Annotated in this window: 14 protein-coding genes and 1 pseudogene; 4 read left to right on the plus strand and 11 right to left on the minus strand. The window is 63.1% G+C overall.

Annotation, left to right across the window (positions count from 1 at the left end; genetic code table 11):
- From NCR93_RS26075 to NCR93_RS26120, 10 genes and pseudogenes are all read right to left on the minus strand, one after another.
- Positions 1–369, minus strand: a pseudogene (locus tag NCR93_RS26075) (electron transfer flavoprotein subunit alpha/FixB family protein); the annotation flags it as partial.
- A 2-nt stretch (positions 370–371) separates the two neighbouring features.
- Positions 372–1,121 carry an electron transfer flavoprotein subunit beta/FixA family protein gene (locus tag NCR93_RS26080; RefSeq protein WP_175981515.1) on the minus strand — a complete coding sequence of 250 codons (750 nt, stop codon included), beginning with the start codon at positions 1,119–1,121 and terminating at the stop codon, positions 372–374.
- Positions 1,122–1,146: 25 nt separating this feature from the next.
- The gene (locus tag NCR93_RS26085; protein WP_175981513.1) at positions 1,147–1,941 is read right to left on the minus strand and encodes an HpcH/HpaI aldolase/citrate lyase family protein; all 795 of its coding nucleotides are present in this window, start codon (positions 1,939–1,941) and stop codon (positions 1,147–1,149) included.
- 19 nt (positions 1,942–1,960) lie between these two features.
- Positions 1,961–2,710 (minus strand): GntR family transcriptional regulator, encoded by a 750-nt coding sequence (locus NCR93_RS26090; protein ID WP_051078976.1) that lies wholly within the window; start codon positions 2,708–2,710, stop codon positions 1,961–1,963.
- Positions 2,711–2,781: 71 nt separating this feature from the next.
- Positions 2,782–3,972 (minus strand): CaiB/BaiF CoA transferase family protein, encoded by a 1,191-nt coding sequence (locus NCR93_RS26095; protein ID WP_008346888.1) that lies wholly within the window; start codon positions 3,970–3,972, stop codon positions 2,782–2,784.
- Positions 3,969–5,153, minus strand: coding sequence for an acyl-CoA dehydrogenase family protein (locus NCR93_RS26100; protein ID WP_008346890.1), 1,185 nt, complete (start codon positions 5,151–5,153; stop codon positions 3,969–3,971). The genes NCR93_RS26095 and NCR93_RS26100 overlap by 4 nt, the downstream gene beginning before the upstream one ends.
- 27 nt (positions 5,154–5,180) lie before the next feature.
- Positions 5,181–6,578 (minus strand): MmgE/PrpD family protein, encoded by a 1,398-nt coding sequence (locus NCR93_RS26105; RefSeq protein WP_175981511.1) that lies wholly within the window; start codon positions 6,576–6,578, stop codon positions 5,181–5,183.
- Positions 6,575–7,921: an MFS transporter gene (locus NCR93_RS26110; protein WP_008346894.1), complete on the minus strand. Its 1,347-nt coding sequence runs from the start codon at positions 7,919–7,921 to the stop codon at positions 6,575–6,577. The genes NCR93_RS26105 and NCR93_RS26110 overlap by 4 nt, the downstream gene beginning before the upstream one ends.
- Before the next feature lie 174 nt (positions 7,922–8,095).
- Entirely contained in the window at positions 8,096–8,599 is a 504-nt protein-coding gene (locus NCR93_RS26115) for a MaoC family dehydratase (RefSeq protein WP_008346896.1), read from the minus strand.
- A gap of 99 nt (positions 8,600–8,698) precedes the next feature.
- Positions 8,699–9,103, minus strand: coding sequence for a hypothetical protein (locus tag NCR93_RS26120; protein WP_175981509.1), 405 nt, complete (start codon positions 9,101–9,103; stop codon positions 8,699–8,701).
- Between the two features lie 193 nt (positions 9,104–9,296).
- Between NCR93_RS26120 and NCR93_RS26125 the strand changes: the two genes are divergently transcribed.
- From NCR93_RS26125 to NCR93_RS26135, 3 genes are all read left to right on the plus strand, one after another.
- On the plus strand, positions 9,297–10,334 hold the full coding sequence (locus tag NCR93_RS26125) for an amino acid ABC transporter substrate-binding protein (RefSeq protein ID WP_175981507.1): 1,038 nt from the start codon (positions 9,297–9,299) through the stop codon (positions 10,332–10,334).
- Between the two features lie 18 nt (positions 10,335–10,352).
- Complete coding sequence (locus NCR93_RS26130; RefSeq protein ID WP_250532304.1) at positions 10,353–11,693, plus strand: ArsB/NhaD family transporter; 1,341 nt, start codon at positions 10,353–10,355, stop codon at positions 11,691–11,693.
- A 216-nt stretch (positions 11,694–11,909) separates the two neighbouring features.
- Entirely contained in the window at positions 11,910–12,746 is an 837-nt protein-coding gene (locus NCR93_RS26135; RefSeq protein WP_008346903.1) for a bifunctional allantoicase/(S)-ureidoglycine aminohydrolase, read from the plus strand.
- Positions 12,747–12,749: 3 nt separating this feature from the next.
- On the opposite strand, the gene NCR93_RS26140 is transcribed toward NCR93_RS26135, so the two are convergent.
- Positions 12,750–13,949, minus strand: a complete 1,200-nt coding sequence (locus NCR93_RS26140; RefSeq protein ID WP_175981504.1) for an amidohydrolase family protein — start codon at positions 13,947–13,949, stop codon at positions 12,750–12,752.
- A 113-nt stretch (positions 13,950–14,062) separates the two neighbouring features.
- Between NCR93_RS26140 and NCR93_RS26145 the strand changes: the two genes are divergently transcribed.
- Positions 14,063–14,944 carry a LysR family transcriptional regulator gene (locus tag NCR93_RS26145; RefSeq protein WP_008346906.1) on the plus strand — a complete coding sequence of 294 codons (882 nt, stop codon included), beginning with the start codon at positions 14,063–14,065 and terminating at the stop codon, positions 14,942–14,944.
- Positions 14,945–14,978 lie beyond the last annotated feature (34 nt).

Here is a 14,978-nt window from a genome sequence, read left to right on the forward strand (position 1 = left end):
GAAAGTATCGGCGCTATCGACGGCGGTGATGTCGCTGATTTGCGCGACATCCAAGTGTGCAGCGATACGCGGCGCGATGTTCTTACCGTACGCGGTCGCCGGAGCGAGGATGTGCGAATAATCCTTCGCGATGTTCAACACCGTAGCTTCGACGTTTTCCGCGAGGCCTTCAGCGAGTTGCGGCGCATCGGCGAGGAGCACTTTGCTGACGCCCGCGATCTTCGCCGCCGCATCCGCCGCGCCCTGCGCGTTCGAGCCCGCGATCAGCACATGCACATCGCCACCAATCTTCGATGCCGCCGCAACCGTGTTCAGCGTCGCTGCCTTGATCGACGCATTGTCGTGTTCTGCAATTACGAGAATCGTCATGTTCAGATCACCTTCGCTTCGGTTTTCAGTTTTTCGACCAGCGTCTTCACGTCGGGCACCGTGATGCCCGCGCTGCGCTTCGGCGGCTCGACGACTTTCAGCGTCTTCAGACGCGGCGCGACATCGACGTCAAGATCGGCAGGCGTCATCGTGCTTAAAGGCTTCTTCTTCGCCTTCATGATGTTGGGCAGCGTCACATAGCGCGGCTCGTTCAGGCGCAGGTCTGTCGTGATTACCGCGGGCAGCTTCAACAAAAGCGTCTCGGCGCCGCCATCGACCTCACGCGATACAGTCGCTTTACCATCGGCGATAACGACCTTCGATGCGAACGTCGCTTGCGGCAAACCCGTCAATGCAGCAAGCATCTGACCGGTCTGATTCGAATCGTCATCGATAGCCTGCTTGCCGAGGATCACGAGTTCAGGCTTCTCCTGATCGACCAATGCCTTCAACAGCTTCGCCACCGCCAACGGCTGCAATTCCTCTGCGCTTTCGATCAGCACAGCGCGATCCGCACCGATAGCCAACGCCGTCCGCAACGTCTCCTGACATTGCGTAACACCACACGACACAGCGATCACTTCCGTAGCGACGCCCGCTTCCTTCAATCGCACCGCTTCCTCAACAGCGATTTCATCGAACGGGTTCATCGACATCTTCACGTTGGCGATATCGACACCCGTGTTATCCGATTTCACGCGGACCTTCACGTTGTAATCGACGACGCGCTTCACTGGAACCAATATCTTCATTCGGTTGTTCTCCGTTGAACCCCGTTCACGCGGCTTGAATTCTTCGCGCACGATCGACGATCGGCTTGTCGACCAGCTTCCCGTCCACCGAGATCGCGCCGCGCGGATTCGCTTCCAGCGCAGCGAGCACGCGTGCCGCCCATTCGCGTTCGGCGGCGCTCGGTGCGAAGCCGTCATTCACGGCGTCCACCTGCTTCGGATGAATGCATAGCTTGCCGCCGAAACCGAAGCGGCGCGCATCGAGCACGTCGGCGTTGATCGCGTCGAGGTCGCCCGTCGCGAGCGTTACGCCATCGATCGGCGGCGGCAGGCCCGCAAACCGCGACTCGATCACGAACTGCGAACGCACGTAGTCCAGTTCGCGCCCGGTGCCGTCGATGCCCGCGTCCACGCCGAAATCGAACGAGCCGAACGCGAGCCGCGCAACGCGCCCGCATTGCGCGATCTCGCGCATACGCACCACGCCCGCAACGCTCTCAACCAGCGCGATCAACTCGACGTCATCGGCGCAACGTGCCGCGATATCCGCGAGTTGCGCCGCATCTTCGGCCTTCGGCACCATCACGGCGCGCACGTTCGCCGCGCGAATCATCGCGACGTCTTCTTCGTGCCATGGCGTACCGAAAGCGTTGACGCGAATCACGACGCGCTCATGCGTCTCACGTAACCAATGCGCGATCTGCGCGCGAGCTTGCGCCTTGGCATCGATGGCCACGGCATCTTCCAGATCGATGACCACGCGATGCGCGTGCGTCGCCAATGCCTTGTCGAACCGTTCCGGACGATCGCCCGGAACGAACAGAAAACTGCGTGCAATCATGCGGATTTCCTCGAATGCGTCAGGTGCCGCTCCAGCCGCGCTGGAACGTCTCCGAATAACTGAAGCGGTCGGCGGGATGAATGCTGACCGCCGCTTCGACGATCTCGCCGCGCTTGTTGAAGTAGCGGCGCGACAGCCATAGCGCGGGCGAACGCGCCTTCGCGTTGACGAGACGCGCGATGTTCGCGGGCAGCGCCACCGCGCGAATCTCCTGCTCCACGCGCGCGATCTGCTCGCCGAACTGACGCTCGATCATCGTGAAGATCGGCGTGTGTGGATCATCCTCGATGCCTGTCAGCGAACGAAACGCCGGCTGGATATAGACCTCGGTATGACAGATCGGATCGACGCTCTCCGGCGAACGACGAATGCCTTCGAGACGCAACCACGTTTCGCCGGGCTTCGCCTGCAACATCTTGCAGAGCGACGCATCGCTCACTTCGACGGTCTCTTTCTTCAGGACCTCGAGCGCGGTATCGGCGGAATAGCGATGCAGGTCGCTCAACTGCTGCATGACCTGCCGATAGCTGCCTTCCGAATTCACGGCCTTGACGGTCGTGCCGATGCCCGCCTGCCGCACGACCATGCCGAGCTGCACGAGCTGCTTGACTGCCTCGCGCACGGTCGAGCGGCTCGCGCCGAACTGCTCGCAGAGTTCGAATTCGGTGGGAATGGTGGAGCCCACCGGAAAGCGCCCGCTCTGTATTTCGTTGATGAGCGTCTGCGCCAATTGCAGATAGCGCGGCTGCTGACCGAGCACGTTGACCATCTTTTGCACGCACGATGAAGGATTGACGGAGGGATCCGCCTGTCGCGCGACATCATCCGGTGCGAGCATCGTCATTGCACCGCACCGCTCTCGCGCAACCGGGCGATCCGACCAGCATCGTAACCGAGTTCGGCGAAAAGCCTCGCGTTGTCCTGTCCCAGTTCGGGCGCCGAACGCGCGGGCAAGGTCTCGTTCACGCGAACCGGCGCCGCCACGTTGCGCACCTTGCCGAAGCGCGGATGCTCCGCTTCGGTCACGCCTTGCCGCTCCGCGACGAACGGATTGTCGAGCGCCTGCTTGATGTCGTACACCGGCGCGGCGGGCACGCGTCCGCCCAGACGTGCGAGCCATTCGGCGGTCGTCGCGCGCGAAAGCGCCGCATCGAGTTCCTGTTCGACGAGATCGCGATTCGCGAGCCGCGCCTTGAAATTGCAGAAGCGTTCATCGGTGATCCACGAAGGCTTGTCGAGTATCTCCGCCAGCACGCCCCAGAACTTTTCCTTGTTGCACATCAGGAAGATCCAGCCGTCCTTCGTCTTGTACAGCTGGCTCGGCGTCAGCGACGGATGCGCGGAGCGCCGGTCCCGTCCTGTCACCGTGCCGCCGTTCAGATACCAAGTGCCGACATACGCGAGGTTATGCAGCGCGACATCGAAGAGACTCGTGTCCATGTCGCGGCCGATGCCCGTCGTGCGCGCCTGCACGAGACCCGCGAGCAGCGCCATCGCGGCGGTGGTGCCCGTCATCAGATCGATGATCGACAGACCGAAGCGCGCCGGCGGACTGTCCGGCTCGCCAGTGACCGAGAGATAACCCGCTTCCGCCTGCATCAGATAGTCGTAGCCGGGCCACGATGCGCGGCTGCCGGTGCGTCCATATGCCGACAAATGCGCGCATACGATAGCCGGATTCGCGTCCTTCAACTGATCGTAAGTGAGACCCAGCTTCACGGGCAGATCGCCGCGAAGATTGTTGAAGACGGCATCGCTCGACTTGACGAGATCGAGCAGCACGTCGCGCCCTTCGGGCTTCTTCAGATCGAGCGTCAGACTGCACTTGTTGCGATTGAACGCTTCGAAGAAGTGGCTATCGCCTTCGCCGAAAAAATGCGGTCCCACGTTGCGGCCCACATCGCCGCCTTCGCGGAAGTTTTCGATCTTGATGACTTCCGCGCCGAGATCGGCGAGATGTTGCGTCGCGAACGGACCCGCGCCGTATTGTTCTATGGCGACGATGCGTACGCCGGAAAGAGGCAGGCTCATGCAGGGTTCCTCGCAATCAGCATCTTGGCGATGATCAGGCGTTGCATCTCGTTGGTGCCTTCGCCGATGGTCAGAAGCGGCGCATCGCGATACAGCCGCTCGACGTTGTATTCCTTCGAATAGCCATACGCGCCATGAATGCGCATTGCTTCCATGCTGTTCTCGACAGCCGCTTCGGTTGCGAAGTACTTCGCCATGCCCGCTTCCATGTCGCAGCGCAGACCTTTGTCGTATGCGCGCGCGGCCGAGTCCGTCAGAAGGCGCGCGGCTTCCACGCGCGTCGCCATTTCGCCGAGCTTGAGCGCAATCGCCTGATGCTCGCAGATCGGCTTGCCGAAGGTCTTGCGCTGCTGCGAATACGCGACCGCTTCATCGAGCGCGGCTTGCGCAACACCGACCCCGCGCGCGGCGACATTGATGCGGCCCAGCTCCAGCCCGCTCAGAATCTGCTTGAGGCCGAGCCCTTCCTGCCCGCCGATCACGCTCGACACCGGCACGCGAAAATCGGTGAACGTAAGCTCGCACGTATCGATGCCCTTATAGCCGAGCTTTTGCAACTGACGGCTCACTTCGAAGCCCGGTCCCTTCTCGACGATCAGAAGGCTCATGCCCTTGTGACGCGGCTGCGCTTCCGGATCGGTCTTCACGAGCAGCGCGAGGATGTTGCCGTACTTGCTGTTCGTGATCCACGTCTTGCTGCCGTTGACGACATAGTGATCGCCGTCGCGCCTCGCGACCGTGCGGATCGCCTGAAGGTCCGTGCCGCAATCCGGTTCGGTCAGGCCGATGCCGCCGCGCAGCTCGCCCGTCGCCATGCGCGGCAGGAACTCGCGCTTCTGCGCTTCGGTGCCGTTGCGCTGGATCGTCATCGCCATGATGAGATGCGAATTGATGATGCCGCTCACCGACATCCATACCGCGGAAATGCGATCGACGATCTTCGCGTACGTCGAAGTCGTGAGACCGAGGCCGCCGTACTCGGGCGAGATCAGGCAGCCGAAGAGTCCCATGTCCTTCATCTTCTCGACGATCTCGTGCGGATACTCGTCCTTCGCATCGAGTTCGTGCACGTAGGGTTTCACTTCCGTCTTGAGGAAGCGGTCGAGCATGTCGAGAATGAGCGTCTCGTTCTCTTCGTAATTGCTCATGTCCTGCTGTTGATCGGCGTCGATGGTGGCCATTGCTTCTCCTGTATTCGTGTGTACGTCTTATGCGAGCGCTTGCGCAAGCGTGCGCGCCGGTCGCGTGTCGAGCGAGAGCACCGCTTCGCAGATGCGCTCGGCGGCATCGCGCGATACGTTGCGCTGCGCGTTGTCGAAGAACTTCGCGACGATGTCCTCATTCGTGAGCGGCCTGTCCGACGAGCCGCGATTGATCGACTCGCGATGCGTCAGCATGCGGCCGTCCCGCGTATGGACGATCACTTCGCCGGTGTAGTGACGCGGAAACGTCGAGTCCTGATCCGCTTCGTGCGTGACGCGGGCCGCGACGGCGCGCACGGTTTCATCGGCGAGCGCTTCGGCTTCGAGATCGTCGAGCGTGAAGCGGCCGCGCAACAACCCCGTCGCGACGATGTACGGAATGCTGAACTGCGCGTCATAGCTGTTCGACGGCTTTTGCTTCGGCGCGACCGGCTCGCACACGATGGGAATCGTCGGGCCGGGCACGCGCACGATCACACGCTCGATGTCGTCGGCTTGCAAACCATGTGCGCGATGAAGCGCGATGGCCGCATCCGACGAAGCATGCGTGAAGTGACACGCGGGAATCGGCTTCAACGCAACGCCGTCGATCTCCCATGTCTCGCCGAGGCCCGCCGTTGCGATATCGATATCGCCCGCTTCGAGCGGCGTCTTCATGTAAAGCGCATAGAGACCGAAGCGTCCTTCATAAGCCGCGCCCGGACCGATATAACCATGCTTCGCGAGCGTCGCCGAAGTCGCGCCCGCTACCGCCGCCCATCCCGGATGCAGACGCTTGGTCCACGCGCCGTCCTGCAGGAACTCGAGATTGCCCGATGCCATCGACAGCACGATGCCTTGCGCATGCCGCGCCGCTTCGACCGGCAGACCCAGAAGACGCGCCGCGCCGAGCGCGCATCCGAATGCGCCGACGAGTCCCGTCGGATGAAAGCCCGCGTTGTGAAAGCCGCTCTTCGCCGCCGAGCCGACACGCGTCGATACTTCCATCGCGCAGAGATACGCGGTGAGCAGATCCGCGCCGCTCGCGTTCTCGCGCTCGGCGAGATTGAACGCGACCGGAAACGCGCTCGCCGTCGAGTGGATCACGCCGCGTGCATGCGTGTCGTCGAAGTCGAGGCTGTGAATCAGAAGGCCGTTGAGCAGCATCGCATCGCGCAATGCGAGCTTCTGCGTGTGGCCGAACACCGTCGCTTCGCCGCTGCCGAGCTCCTGCATCGCGGCGAGCGTCGAGGTCGCGTACGGCAGTTTCAAGGTCGCATAAGCCAGGCCGATGCCGTCGAGAATCAGATGCTTCGCGCGCTCGCGCACGCTTTGCGGCACGTCGCTCAATTGCAGATGCGTCGAAAACGATGCAAGGCGTTGCGATACGGTTTGCGCCTGCTGCATGTCGTTGCGTGCGTTCATCGCGTGGCTCCCTGATGGTTGAGCGGCAGATCGTCTGCGTTGGCTTCTTCATCGGGCGAGACTTCTTCCAGCGAGAACTGGTTCGCGTCCACGCCGAGGCTCAGCACGGCGATCACGAGCAGGATCAGAACGCCCGCGACCATGCCGAGCACGCCGAACAGCCCGAGTTGCGCATACAGGATCACGGCGGCATACGACGTGAGCATCGACGCGATACGTCCGCACACGCCCGCCACGCCGGTGCCGCGCAGGCGCAGCGCGGTCGGGAAGAGCTCGGGCACGTAGCCGAAGAGACCCAGCGTGACGATGCCGAAGATGCAACTGACGAGCGTGAAGCCGACGATGGCGATCGCCGCGTTGGCCGTCATCTGCGGATAGACGAAGCCCAGCACGATCGCGATGACGCTATAGAACACGAGACCTTTCGCGCGTCCGAGGCGGTCGGCGGTGAGGTAGCCGAGCACTGCGCCGAACGGTGCGCCGAACGACATCAGCGTCGTGAAGCCGAGCGACGTGACAATATCGCGCCCTTCGTGGACGAAGAACGTCGGCAGCCACGCGACGAAGCCGTACACCGCGACGTTCACCGCGATCGCCGTCAATGCGGCCGTCAGCGTGCGTCCGATCATGCCGCGGCGAAACAGCGCCGACAGCGGCGCGCGCGGCACTTCGAGATTCTGCGTGCGCGCACAGTCGGGCAGCGGTCCCTTCTGATGCGCGACTTCCGCTTCGATCGCGCTCACGGTGTCCTCGGCTTCCTGCGTGCGTCCGACCGATTCGAGCCAGCGCGGCGATTCCGGCATGCGATGACGCAGCGCCCATACGATCACCGCGCCGATGCCCGCGATGCCGAACATCCAGCGCCAGCCGAGATGCGGAATCACCACGTAACCGACACTCGTCGCGAGCACGAGACCCGAATTGACGATGAGACCGAGCAGCGAAATCCAGCGTCCGCGATACGCGGGCGGAATGAACTCGCACAACGTGCCCGCCGCGACGACCAGCTCCGCGCCCAGCCCGATGCCCATGACGAAGCGCGCGCCGATCAGCCACTGGATATTCGGTGCGAACGCGGCGACGAAGGACATCAAACCGAAGAGCGCGAGATTGAACTGATACGACGAGCGGCGTCCGAAGCGATCGCCGAGATAGCCGGACAAGCCCGCGCCGATCACCATGCCGAAAAAGCCCGACGACACGAACAATGCGTTGAGCTGCATCGTCGAGAAACCCGCCTTGAGCATCGCGGCGGATACGCCGCCCGCGAGATAGACGTCGAACGCGTCGAGGCACGCGCCCGCGCTGATGAGGCCCAGAATCTTCCAGTGAAAACGCGACATCGGCAGCCGGTCCAGCCGGGCGCCCGAGCTAACGTAATGACTCACAGTTGTCTCCAGTACTGTGACGATGAACCGTCTCGCCGCCGTGCGCCGATGCATCGATGCAATCGAACGGTCTTGTATGCGAAACGGAAACGGGACGCCGGCGCGCGACAACGCCGGCGATATGTGCGGTCAGTCTTCGGCGGTGCCGTGGCCGCGCTTGGCGATCAGCGCGGTACGGATGAAATCCATGACGGGCTTGCCGTCCTGATTGAACGCGCGCGTGTGCACCGTGACGATGCCCTGCGTCGGGCGCGATTTCGATTCGCGCACTTCGAGCACTTCCGACTCCGCATAGAGCGTATCGCCCGCAAAAACAGGGCCCGTCAGGCGAATTTCCTTCCAGCCGAGATTGGCGATGGCCTTGCCGCTCACGTCGTTCACCGACATGCCGAGCACGATCGCGACCGTGAGGCCGCTGCTCACGAGAAGCTTGCCGAACTCGCTCTTCGAGGCGTGATGCGCGTCGCAGTGCATCGGATGAAAGTTCATCGTCAGCAGCGAGAACTGAATGTTGTCCGCGTCTGTGATCGTGCGGCCCGGGCGATGCTCGTATATATCGCCGACTGTGAAATCCTCCAGATAACGGCCGTAACTCGCCCGATATCGCTGCTTGCCTACTCTGTCCGAATGCATTGCGTCATGCCTCCTGTCTTAAACATCACTTTGTACGGACAAAGTATCCGGCGCAGCGCAGCCGACGTCAAGCAGGAATGGATTGCGGTAAACCCTCGCTTACTTAGCGGGGCTGGCGGGCGGCGGCGGCGGCGGGCACTGCATGTCCGCGCCTTTCGCGCCATCGAGATTCTTCAGCGATACGAGCAGCCTGCTTCCCGTGTTCGCCGTGATGATGTGCCCGTAACTGACGGTCGGGATGAACTTGATATCGGGCGCGACGGCGACGGGCGGAGTCTGCGCACCATCGACGGTCAGATCGAGTTCGACGGTGATCGAATCGATCGCCACGCCGTAGTTCTGCTTGCGCTCGGCCTGCGTCTTCCGGAAGTTGCACACGCCATCGAGGACGTTCTGGAGCGCCGTGGGTATGTCCACCGATTTGCCCGGCGGAATCGGCGGCGTGTTGCACGCGGCGAGAAGCATCGGCAACGCAAGAACCGGCAGCGAGACGAAGGCGCGCATCGAATTCTCCCAGCCCCTGGCGGGGCAACAGTATCCGGTAAATGACCGCTTGAACTGAATCCGTTTTCGTCTACAACCTTATTGTCACGTGTCTCTTCGAACGGGTAGAAACAAGCAATATCACACGCTCGCCTTTCGAGCATGAACTGCGTGGCAATACGCCGTGAACGGAAGTCTTCAACAAGAGAAGACGATGGCAAACGCATCGGGGAGATTCATCGCGATCGTCGGCGCCGTGCTGCTCGCGCTGCTGACATCGGGCGCGCCCGTCCTCGCGGCGGGATCGGACACGCTCGCGCAAGTCAAGGCGCGCGGCGTTCTGCGATGCGGCGTCAGCGACGGCATCGCGGGCTTTTCACAGCAGGATGCGTCCGGGCACTGGTCGGGCATCGACGCGGACTTCTGCCGCGCGGTGGCCGCCGCGACGCTCGGCGACGCGAACAAGGTCGCCTTCGTTCCACTCAGGACGTCCGCGCGTTTTCCGGCGCTCAGGACGGGCCGCGTCGATCTGCTCGCGCGCAACACGACCTGGACGCTGCTGCGCGAAGGCACGCTCGCCGTGCAGTTCGCGGGCGTGCTGTTCTATGACGCTCAGGCGTTCATGGTGCCGGCGAAGAGCGGCATTCGCACGCTCGCGTCGCTCAGGGGCGCCACGGTCTGCGTGCAACGCGAGACCACGAGCGAAAGCAATCTCGCCGGCTATTCGAATGCGAACGCGCTCGACCTGAAGCCGCTCGTGCTCGGCTCGGTGACGGAACTGGAGCACGCGTTCGTCTCCGGCCGATGCGGCGCCGTGACCGCCGATACCTCCCTGCTCGCCACGCTGCGCAGCCGCGCGCCGGGCGGCCCGTCGTCCATGACGATCCTGACCGAGCGAATCTCGAAGCAGCCGCACGCGCCCGCCGTGCGCGGCGACGATGACCGCTGGCTCGTCATCGTCCGCTGGGTGCTCTTCACGCTCATCACCGCCGAAGAAGTCGGCGTGACGCGGAGCAACGAAGCGGAGCGCGTCCGCGATCCGATCGTGGCCCGCGCGCTCGTGCCGGATGCGAGCGTCACCGCGACGCTCGGCATCGACCCCGGCTGGACGATTCGTGCGCTGAAAAGCGCCGGCAATTACGGAGAAATGTTCGACCGCAATCTCGGCACCGGAAGTCCGCTCAAACTCGAACGCGGACTGAACGAACTCTACCGACGCGGCGGCCTGATGTATGCGCCGCCGATGCAATAGCGCCCGCGCGAGCCCATCATGAGCGATTGGCAAATCTATCTCGTAGTCGGCGTGTTCTCGGCGGTGATCCTCGTGATCGCCTTCGATCTGATCGACATCGCCGTCGCCGCGCTCGTCGGTGCAAGCGTGCTGATCGCGCTCGGCATCATCGACGAGCAGGATCTTATCGCGACCGCGCGCACCGCGGCAGGACCGATCAGCCTGCTGTTCGGCGGCATGATCGTCGCGCGGATTCTTTCGACGACGGGTCTCTTCGATCTCGTCGGCGAATACTATCTGCGCGCGACGGCGGGCAGCGGCAAACGCTTCCTGCTTCTCTTGATCGTGATCGTCGCGCCGCTATGCGCCTTGCTTCCCAACGCGACGACGGTGATCCTGCTCGCGCCGATCATCGTTCGGGTCGCGCGCGCGCTCGAACTCGATATCGTGCCGCCGCTGATCCTCACCGCCCTGCTCAGCAACGCCGCCGGCCTGCTGACGCTCGTCGGCGATCCGGCGACGTTTCTCGTCGGCAGTTCGATCGGCATGAGCTTCGGCGAGTATCTGCGGCACGCGAGCCTCGGTGGTCTGCTCGCGATCATCGTCGTGATTCCGCTCTTGCCGATCCTCATGCGCGGCATCTGGCGCAGCGTCACGCCGCTACCGCCGCGCAGCCCGGGAACGAAGCTCAAGCGGCCCGTGTACGCGGCGCTCGCCGTCGTCGTGCTCGCGCTGATGATGGTCCTCTTCGTGCTCGGCGAAGAGTTGCCGACGCGCATCGTGCCACCCGTCGTCGCCGTGATCGCGAGTGCGCTCGCGCTGCTCGTCGCGTATGCGTTCAGGGTCGAGCCGACCGATCGCGTGCTGCGCGACGTCGACTGGAAGACGCTGCTGTTCCTCACCTGCATTTTCTGTCTCGTGCAGGGCATGGCCAAGACGGGACTGCTGCAAGTCATGTCGCTCAAGCTGTATGAAGTGTTCGGTACGCGACTCGCGCTCGTCGCGCTCGCGATGATCGGCGGCATCGGCCTGCTCTCTTCCGTGCTCGCGAACGTGCCGGTCGCGGCTGCGTCGATCGTGATGGTCAAGGGCTATCTCGTCACGGCGGAATTCGTGCCGGAGGCCGCGCTCTCCGACCAGTTCACGCAGTGGCCCGACGCGGTGATTCCGGTCTTCATCGGCATGATGTACGGCGCGACGCTCGGCGGCAACGCGACGCTCGTCGGCTCGGCGGCGAACATCGTGGCAGCGGGAATCTGCGCGCAGGAAGGCGCGCCGGTCAGCTTCGGGCGCTTTCTGCGCTATGGATTGCCGTTCACCTTATGTCAGCTTGCGATCACGGCGGTGTATGTGATCGTGCTCGGGCATGTTCTTCGCTGATCTTCGTAAGCGTCTGCATAAAGAATCGTTCGCTGCCCCATTCAGGAAATGGATACCCTACATTCGAACATTTAATTTGTCGATAGCGCGCATCTCCGATATTTTGTATGTGTTCTGCCGGGTAAATTCGTCGCGCCTGTCATTAGCGTCCGGGAAAGCCGGACGACCAAGGCGTCGAAATCACGACGACGGCGTGAACCTAACGGAGACTTTCGTATGTCAAGCAACACGTACTACGCGCCGCACGGCGGTCATCCATCGCAGACCGAGCTGCTCACCGATCGCGCGATGTTCACTGAAGCGTATGCCGTCATTCCCAAAGGCGTGATGCGCGATATCGTCACGAGTCATCTGCCGTTCTGGGACAAGACGCGTCTCTGGGTGCTCGCGCGTCCGCTTACCGGATTCGCCGAGACGTTCTCGCAATACATCATGGAAGTGGCGCCGGGCGGCGGCAGCGAAAAGCCCGAACAGGACCCGAATGCCGAAGGCGTGCTGTTCGTCGTCGAAGGCGAGATCGAACTGACTTTGCAAGGCACCTTGCATGTTCTTAAGACAGGCGGGTATGCGTTCATTCCGCCCGGCACGAACTGGCAGTTGCGCAATCGTCATAAGGATGCGGCGCGTTTTCACTGGGTTCGCAAGCACTATGAAGCCGTCGATGGCGTGCCGCTTCCCGAAGCGTTCGTCACGAACGAGCAGGACATCGAGCCGATTCCGATGCCGGGCACCGAAGGCCGCTGGGTGACGACGCGTTTCGTCGATACCAGCGACATGCGTCACGACATGCACGTCAACATCGTTACGTTCCAGCCGGGCGGCGTGATTCCGTTCGCAGAAACGCACGTGATGGAGCACGGCCTGTATGTGCTCGAAGGCAAGGCGGTGTATCGGCTGAATCAGGACTGGGTCGAAGTCGAAGCCGGCGACTTCATGTGGCTGCGCGCATTCTGTCCGCAAGCCTGTTATGCGGGCGGACCGAGCCGCTTCCGCTATCTGCTGTACAAGGACGTGAACCGCCATATGAAGCTGACGCTCAACGCACCGCGTTGAGCGTCATGCGCGAGGCGGCGTCAGCACGCCGTCGCGCGCGACGATACGTCCGTTCGCAACGACGAGCTTGCGCACGGGCCGCGTCACGACCGCATGGGCGACGGTCTCGGCATCGACGAGCACGAGATCCGCGCGCGCGCCCACGCGCAGGCCGTAGTCCGCGAAACCGCAGCCGCGCGCTGCCGCATCGCTCACGCAATCGAACGCGATCGTGAGATCGTCGTCGCGCCGCAAGTCGTAGCGCATGCCGATCAGCATCGCGCGTTCGAGCATGTCGGGCACGCCGTACGGCGTCCATGTATCGCGGATGCCGTCGTTGCCGCCGAACATCGTGATGCCCTTCTCGCGGCATAGCTTGAGCGGCGGCACCGTGCACGAAGGCGGCGCGCTCGTCAGCAGCGCCACGCGCAAATCAGCGATGCGATCGAGCAGCACATCGCGCTCGCGCTCCGGCAGCGCGCCAAGACAAAAGCCGTGACTGACGACGACCTGTCCCTGCATGCCCGACGCTTGCACGCGATCCAGCAGCAGTTTCAGCGTGAACGCGCCGATCTCGCCCGGTTCGTGCAGATGGATGTCGATCGGCTTGCGATAGCGTTGCGCGAGCGCCAAGGTCGCGTTCAACGATGCGACCGGATCGCCGTCGATCAACGCGGGATCGAGCGCGCCGAGCACATCGGCGCCTTCTGCGAGCGCTTCGCCGAGCAGCTCGACGGTGCCCGGACGAATCAGCATGCCCGACTGCGGAAACGCGACGATCTGCATGTCGAGCGTATCGCGCATCGTCTGCCGTGTTGCGAGTACGCCTTCGAGATGGCGCAGGCGTGCGTCGGTGTCGATATCGACGTGCGTGCGCAGACGCGTCGTGCCCGCAGCCACGAATGCACGCGACAGCGCGAGCGATTGCGCGGCCGCATCGTGTCCCGATGTCCTGCGCCATTCGCGTTCGTTGCCGATGCGATCGGTGAGCAGCGGGCCGACTTCGTTGCGATACCACGGACGCCCCCAGTTGCTCTTATCGACATGCGTATGACCTTCGACGAAGCCCGGCAGCAGCAACGCGCCGCCGCCGTCTTCGATCTGCGCATCGCGTGGGGCGGCGGCATCTGCGCCGAGCGCGTCGATACGGCCATCGACGATGGATACGGAAACCCGTTGGCCATCGGCCAGGCGGACATTGCAGAGATAGAGAGAACGAGTCATGTCGGCGATATCGGTAAGCGGACGCACTGCCCTACCGGAACACTATCACGCGATTGCCAGCGCCCTTCGCGCGTGATAGAAGTCGATGTCCCATTCGAAGATCCATCGGGTCGATGAAACACCTTCCCAACGCACGCACGCCGCTGTTCGACCTCGACTTGCTGAAGGCCATCGTCATGGTGGCCGATTGCGGCACCTTCACCGCCGCATCCGCGCGGCTTCATTCGACGCAATCGACGATCAGCCAGAAGGTGCGCCGGCTCGAGGACATGGCGGGGCACAAGCTGCTCGAACGCGGCAGCGGCGATGTTCGCCCGACCGACGCCGGTGAAACCTTGCTCGCCTACGCGCGCCGCATGCTCGCGCTCAACGACGAAATGATCGAGGCGCTATCGGGCGCGAACGTCGGCGTGACGGTCCGGCTCGGCGTGCCGGAAGACTTCGTCGGCGGACCGACGACGCACATGCTCGCGGCCTTCAATCGCAAGCATCCGCAAGTGAAGCTCGAAGTGACGAGCGGACTGGTCCGCGATCTGAGCAACAGCTACGATCGCGGCGATCTCGATCTCGTCCTCGTGAAGCAGCGGCGCAATAGCCGCGAAGCCGTCGCGACATGGCCCGAGCAATTGCGATGGATCGACAGCGCGACGAATCCGTCGATTCAACTCGATCCGATTCCGCTCGTCGCGTTTCCGCCGCGCGGGCTGTATCGCGACGACATGACCCATGCGATCGAAAGCATCGGCCGACGCTGGCGGCTCGCGTTCATCTGTTCGAGTCTGAGCGGCATCCAGGCGGCCGTCGCCGATGGTCTGGGCATCAGCCTGCTTCCGGCGCGCGCCGTATCGCCGGATCACGTCGTGCTGACAGCGAAAAGCGGCTTGCCCGCCATCGAGACAATGGATATCGCGCTGCTGCATCACCCGACTGCCGATGCCGTTGTGAAGGAACTCGCGCGGGCCTTGTCGCGCATGTTCGGGCCGCAGCGTCGTTGAGCGCGTTGTTCAAGGGGCGGGCGCGAAAGGAAAG

Origin of the sequence: Caballeronia sp. ATUFL_F1_KS39 (genome assembly GCF_023630985.1) — a bacterium.
Taxonomy (GTDB): domain Bacteria; phylum Pseudomonadota; class Gammaproteobacteria; order Burkholderiales; family Burkholderiaceae; genus Caballeronia; species Caballeronia zhejiangensis.